The organism is Photobacterium sanguinicancri, from assembly GCF_002265265.1.
Taxonomy (GTDB): Bacteria; Pseudomonadota; Gammaproteobacteria; order Enterobacterales; family Vibrionaceae; genus Photobacterium; species Photobacterium sanguinicancri.
Window position 1 is genome coordinate 1 of the sequence record NZ_NOIF01000230.1, and the last position, 6,561, is coordinate 6,561.

At 44.8% G+C, this 6,561-nt stretch carries 6 protein-coding genes; 5 read left to right on the forward strand and 1 reads right to left on the reverse strand.

All coding sequences use genetic code 11. The features are described from left to right. From ASV53_RS21825 to ASV53_RS21845, 5 genes are all read left to right on the forward strand, one after another. A partial coding sequence (locus tag ASV53_RS21825; protein WP_141226293.1) for a TRAP transporter small permease occupies nt 1-475 on the forward strand: 475 nt, incomplete at its 5' end. Continuing rightward, entirely contained in the window at nt 475-1,755 is a 1,281-nt protein-coding gene (locus ASV53_RS21830) for a TRAP transporter large permease (protein ID WP_094958667.1), read from the forward strand. The genes ASV53_RS21825 and ASV53_RS21830, both read left to right, overlap by 1 nt. A 9-nt stretch (nt 1,756-1,764) precedes the next feature. Further along, nucleotides 1,765-2,922: a galactonate dehydratase gene (gene dgoD / locus ASV53_RS21835; RefSeq protein ID WP_094958668.1), complete on the forward strand. Its 1,158-nt coding sequence runs from the start codon at nt 1,765-1,767 to the stop codon at nt 2,920-2,922. Between the two features lie 2 nt (nt 2,923-2,924). Continuing rightward, nucleotides 2,925-4,628, forward strand: coding sequence for a dihydroxy-acid dehydratase (gene ilvD, locus ASV53_RS21840; RefSeq protein WP_094958669.1), 1,704 nt, complete (start codon nt 2,925-2,927; stop codon nt 4,626-4,628). Beyond that, a complete protein-coding gene (locus ASV53_RS21845) occupies nt 4,625-5,599 on the forward strand; it encodes a dihydrodipicolinate synthase family protein (protein ID WP_094958670.1) in 975 nt (324 codons plus the stop codon). The genes ilvD and ASV53_RS21845 overlap by 4 nt, the downstream gene beginning before the upstream one ends. 72 nt (nt 5,600-5,671) lie before the next feature. Here the strand turns inward: ASV53_RS21845 and ASV53_RS21850 are convergent, their stop codons facing one another. Then, nucleotides 5,672-6,466, reverse strand: a complete 795-nt coding sequence (locus ASV53_RS21850) for an endonuclease I family protein (protein ID WP_094958671.1) — start codon at nt 6,464-6,466, stop codon at nt 5,672-5,674. Nucleotides 6,467-6,561 lie beyond the last annotated feature (95 nt).

A 6,561-nucleotide genomic window follows, 5' to 3' on the forward strand; every position in this document is an offset into this window, starting at 1 on the left:
AATTATTCTTTGCTTTTTGCAAATATTATTTAGGTTTGTTTTTAATTTTTCTTTGTCGTGGACTGAAGAGTTATCCCGTTATGTGTTTATTGCGTTAGTTTATTCTTCAGCAAGTTTAGCTGTTGTTCGCGGTGCACATGTTCGAGTTGAAGTCATTGATGGGTTTGTAAAGGGTAAAAATAAAAAAATATTAGATTCAATTGTCGATTTATCGTTTGCCAGCTTCATGGTTTGGGTTGGTTATTATGGTTTGGAATTATCGGTTGATGCATTAGCGATAGAGCAAACAACACCAGCACTTGAATGGCAAGCAGGGTGGGTATACGCAATTATACCATTCACTTTTTATTTAATCGCCTTGAGATTAGTTCAACGAGTATATCGAAGAGTGACCGGTAAACTCGAACAAGAATATGCACCTAGTGAAGCGGAAGAAGCCTTACAAAAAATTAAAGATGAGCGAGGAAACAAATAATGGACGTGTTTCTAATTACAATGTTTGTCTTTGTTGCACTACTTGCCGTTGGCATGCCCATTGCCATTAGTATTGGTATGTGTACCGCCTTTGCCTTGATGCTGGCTGATATTCCAATTTCGTTTATTGCTCAAATTGCTTTTACCTCACTGGACTCATTTACATACCTTGCCATTCCGATGTTTATTATGGCGGGTTTTGTGATGGAAAAAGGTGGGCTTTCTAAGCGCATCGTCAACTTTGCTGCCAGTTTAGTTGGACGAACGGCTGGTGGGCTCGGCATCGTCACTGTGGTGGCATGTATGTTCTTCGCTGCTATTTCTGGTTCATCACCAGCCACGGTTGCGGCGATTGGCTCCATGATGGTGCCTTCGATGATAGAAAAGGGCTATAACCGCCATTTCGCGGGGGCGTTAACTGCTTCGGCGGGTTCGCTTGGGATCCTTATTCCACCGTCGATTCCGATGATCATTTATGCGGTCACAGCTGAAATTTCGATTGGTGATATGTTCTTGGCGGGTTTTATTCCGGGCGGCATGATTGGTTTTGGGTTGATCCTTGCTGTTTATTTAATTGCTAAAAAGCGCGGCTATAAAGGTCAAGATGAAGACTTTTCTCTTTCGAAAGTGAAAGAGACGTTTCTTGAAGCCAAATGGGCATTGCTGACGCCTGTCATCATTTTAGGGGGGATTTACTCTGGTATTTTCACTGCCACAGAAGCGGCGTGTATCACGGTTATTTACACCTTGATTGTAAGTTTCTTTATCCATAAAGAAATGACCTTTAAAGATTTAATTCCCACGGTCTCACGGGCAGCGTTAACCACGGGCTGCGTCATTATTATCCTTGGTTTTGCGACCGCTTTTGCGCGTTATTTAACGATTAGCATGATCCCACAAATGATCGGTGAGGCTATTTTACAATTTACTGATAGCCCTACGCTGATTCTGTTGATCTTTGTTGCGTTAATCATGTTTACCGGTCTGTTTATCGAAACGGCGGCTCAAATCTTAATTTATACCCCTTTGTTCTTACCTATTTTGGTGGAGCTTGGTGTGAGCCCGTTCCACTTCGGCATCATCTTGATTGTTGGTACCGAGCTGGCATTGATTACGCCGCCAGTCGGGGTGAATTTGTTTGTCGCTAAAGGGATCACTGGCTCGTCAATGGTTCAGCTCACTCGTGCTGTTATTCCATTTTTAATCAGTATGTTGCTTGTGCAAATAGCATTGGTGTTTATGCCTGGCGTTATTACTTTCCTACCCGATCTATTTAAGTAAGGCTGAATTATGAAGATTATTGGCTACGAAAAATTCATTGTTGCTCCACGCTGGGGCTTTCTGAAAATCATCACTGATGAAGGCATCGTAGGTTGGGGAGAGCCAAGCTTAGAAGGGCGTACTCATACGGTTCATACCTGTGTCGATGAGTTGATGGAATACCTGATCGGTAAAGACCCGCGTGATATTGAATTGCATTGGAACTATTTATATCGCTCGACTTTTTACCGCGGTGGCCCTGTGATGATGAGTGCCTTATCTGGCATTGACCAAGCCCTGTGGGATATCAAAGGTAAAGCGCTAGATGTACCAGCTTACCAACTGCTGGGGGGAAAATGTCGCGACAAAATACAGACTTATTCATGGATTGGTGGTGATAGGCCAGATGATGTCGTTCGCATGGCAAAGGAGCGAAAAGAGTTAGGCTTTAACGCGATTAAGATGAATGGTACCGAAGAACTTAATTTTATTGATGATTTTAGTAAAGTCGATGCGCTGCTTGATCGTGTTCAAGGCTTACGTGATGCCATGGGTAAAGACTTTGGTATCGGGATTGATTTTCATGGTCGTGTTCATAAAGCCATGGCAAAAATCATGATGAAAGAATTAGAGCCGATGCGCCCTATGTTTGTCGAAGAGCCGGTACTGGCTGAGCATTTCGATTGTATCCATGAAATCGCGCAGTATGGCGCGATCCCGATTGCGACAGGCGAGCGCCTACATTCGCGCTGGGAGTTCAAAAAACTACTCGAGCATGGTGGCGTTGATATTATTCAGCCTGATGTGTGCCATTGCGGTGGGCTAACTGAGCTTAAGAAAATTGCCTCTATGGCTGAAACTTACGACGTGGCTTTAGCGCCGCACTGTCCTTTAGGTGCGATTGCACTGGCCTCTTCAGTGCATATTGATACCACTTGTCAGAACGCCATCATTCAAGAGCAAAGTATTGGTATTCATTACAACAAAGGTAACGATGTATTGGATTACATCAAGAACAAAAATGTTTTTGATTTTGACCATGGTTACTGCTTGAACCTAGAAGGGCCGGGGCTTGGCATTGAAATCGACGAGGGCTTCATGCGGGATCAACATGACAAAGCGCTGACGCAACCTAAATGGCGCAACCCCCACTGGACTAACAAAGATGGTTCGTTTGCGGAGTGGTAACTATGAGTAATTGCGGATCATGCGGTTCATGTGGAGGAGGGGCGTGTGTGCCTCACCACAATCAAATACTGAAAGACGATGACGGTGCGTTAAAACGCGCTTTGTATAAATCAATGGGGCACAGCGATAGTGCTTTAAGACAACCTATAATTGCGGTCGTGAATAGTTACACCAATGCTACCGCAGGGCATGCGAATCTTGATGTTGTTGGTGCCGAAGTGATCCGAGGGATTGAAGAAGCGGGTGGTACTGCAATGACGTTTGGCACGATTGCACCGTGTGATGGCATTGCTGAAGGGCATATAGGGATGCGCTATATCTTGGCGGGGCGAGAGGTGATCACCGCTTCGATCGAGGTCATGGTTAGAGCGCATAACTTTGACGCTATGGTGTTGCTTGGCTCGTGCGACAAAATTGTCCCAGCGATGCTAATGGCGGCAGCACGGCTTGATATTCCCGCTATTTTGGTTAACGGCGGTCCTATGTACCCTGCAGAGTATGCGGGTAAGCATTGGGATGGCAATATCGTTACCGAAGCGATTGGCTGGAAAAATAAAGGACAGATCGACGAGCAAGAGTTTCGTAAAATTGAAGATCTAGCCGAGCCAACCATTGGCTCCTGCACCATGTATGGTACAGCGAATACCATGTGTTGTTTGTCGGAATCTCTAGGTATGACCTTGCCACAAACCGCCACTATTCCTGCCATTCACCCACAACGTTTACACGTGGGCTATCAGAGCGGACAACGCATTGTAGGCATGTTGGAAGAGGGGGTAACCGCGCGCAAAATTATCAGCAAACAAGGGATCCATAATGCCATTTGCACCTTGTTAGCCACGGGCGGTTCGACTAATGCCATTATTCACTTACAAGCGATCCACTATGAAGCGGGTTTAGGTGAGCTAGATTTGGATGTGTTTGATCAAATGAGCCGCAAGGTGCCTTTGCTCGCGTCAATCTACCCGGCTTCTGAATACGATATGGTCGATTTCTTTGAGGCTGGTGGCGTAGCGGCGGTCGAAAAAGAGCTTGCGCCGTTATTAGAACTCGATGCGTTAACCGTTTCAGGAACCAAACGAGACTGTCTAGCTGAGGTCGCAAGCACTGACAATCGTGCATTGATCCGTCCGATTGACGATCCTTTTATGTTGGAGTCGGGTGTGGGTGTATTGAAAGGCAACTTGTCGCCTTGGGGATCAGTCGCCAAACCTGCAGCCGTGCCCAAAGACATGTTCCACTTTACTGGCAAAGCGGTGGTGTTTGATTCTGAACAAGCCGCTATTGAAGCCATTATGCAGGAAACCATTAAAGAAAAATCTGTCATTGTCATTCGTTATGAAGGTACCACAGGTGGCGCAGGTTTACCTGAGATGTATAAGCCCATGAAGCTGCTTGAAGGGATGGGGCTCTCTGAAAGCTGTGCCTTGATCACCGACGGTCGTTTTTCGGGGTCGAATCGCGGTCTTTTTGTCGGGCATATCTCGCCAGAAGCTTATGAGGGGGGCTTGATTGGTGTAGTGCAAGATGGCGATGGCATCACTATCGATTTAACAACACGAGAAATCACGCTTGAGGTCGATGAGGCGACGATTGCAACCCGAAGATCAGTGTGGACAAGGCTGCATAAAGAAGTACCCAAAGGCTTCCTGCGTTTGTATCGGGATCGTGTTTCATCGGCAGCACATGGAGCGATTTTGAAATGACGACATCACAAACTGATACCTTATTAGCGCCTTGTTCAGCGCAAAAGTCTCAATTAAAACCGACAGATATTTTTGGTGTTAACCCGATCGTTGCGATGCCATTTGCTGATAATGGCGCTGTTGATATCGAAAGTTTTAAACAGCTGGTCAAGCACTTGATTCAAACTGGATGTCATGGCTTAACCTTATTTGGGATTGCGAGTGAGTTTTATAAGCTCAATCAAGATGAGAAACGGACGCTTGCTCGCTGGTTTCAGGCGATTACATCTGAATCTCAGGTGTTTAGTTGTGTCTCAATTACAGAACACGCCACTGAACTTGCGGTGCAACAAGCCAGGGAATATCAACAACAAGGCTTTGATAGCTTAATGCTATTACCACCGTTTTTCTTGAACCCAAGTAATGAGCATATTATTTATCATGTCCAAAGTGTGTTGAGTGCGGTTGATATTCCAGTATTGCTCCAATACGCGCCAACAGAGACGGGGATTCCGATCACACCGCAAGACATGAAAGCCATCACCGATAACTATCCTAATGCGGTGTTTAAAATTGAGTGTAACCCGCCTGTGGAATATGCTCAGCAGCTGCTTACGTTACTGCCAGATGCGGTGATCATGAACGGTTATGCCGGCTTATATATGCTGGATATGCTTGAAGTGGGTGGTAAAGGTGTTATGCCGGGGTGTTCTTTCACTGAGATCTACAATGCGATATATCAGCTATGGTTGGATGGGGAGAAACAACAAGCACAGGCGCTGCATACGCTGTTGTTTAGGTATATCAGTAAGTGGATGAGCCACTGTGAATACATTATCGCCGTCGAAAAAGAAATATTGGTCAGGCGCGGAATTATTACTACCAATTATTGCCGAAAACCGGCTTACCCTCTGAGTGAATTGGATCATCAAGATATAGAAACTTTCTTGAATGAGTTTGCCTTCATTCTCGATCAATACGATGAAGAGTAAGATCGCATCTCGGGTATTGTTATCTCGTCCTTACGTGTGATTTCACGCGTAAGGACGTTGTTCTTTAGTGCCTTATTGACACTTAGCACCGTAGATAGCATTTACCCATGTTGGGTTATCTATAAATGGGTTACGGTTGCCCTGCCATTTTACGACTTTTTCGTGACGCTGTTGCTCCCAGTTATCGACAGGATCAGCATTGTGCCATTGAAGCAAGGTGCAGAGTTTACCCATTTTAGGCTGCCCTGATGTACTTGACGTATTATCAACAAGGAATAGATCTGGCATGTTGGCATCGTTACCTTGGTAGCGAACAGCCATGTAAAAAATAGATCGGGCAGTATCGCCTTTTACTGCATCACGAGGTTCAAAAGTGGTTGTACTGGTTTTATTAAACGGTGCTTTAGCAACAGGTTGACCCCCATAACCGAAATCTTTATTGGAACGAATAGAATTTATTTTGGCGTCCGTTGGTTGAAGGTGGTGGATATCGGTATATCCCCATTGGTTTTTGCGCTTAAAGCCAAATGATTTAGGCCAAATATGTTCGCGGTTCCACGCGTCTTGGTTATTCGTTTTTGATGAATTGAAATCTTTTGATTGTGAGCGACCGCTGTAATACAAAATGACATTGTCAGCGTTGTTAGGATCTTCGTTAGCATCTTTTAACGCTGACCAAACTTGGCTATAGCTGAGCTGATGCTGCCCTCGTGCTGCGATAATACCGAGCATGTCTTTTAATGCTTCACCAGTTAACCCTTGTGCTTCAATGTAGTATCCATCTGGCGCATTGTTTGTGATGGTTGAAGGCGATGCAAAGGCTACAGACGAAAGTAAACAGAGATTAATTGCGAGGAGTTTTTTCATATGTCATCCATTCATTATTATTTAATGCAGATTCATCGGATGTTATTTATTCAAAGTAAAGTCTAAAAATGTTCAGCCATTAAATGGCCTAGATT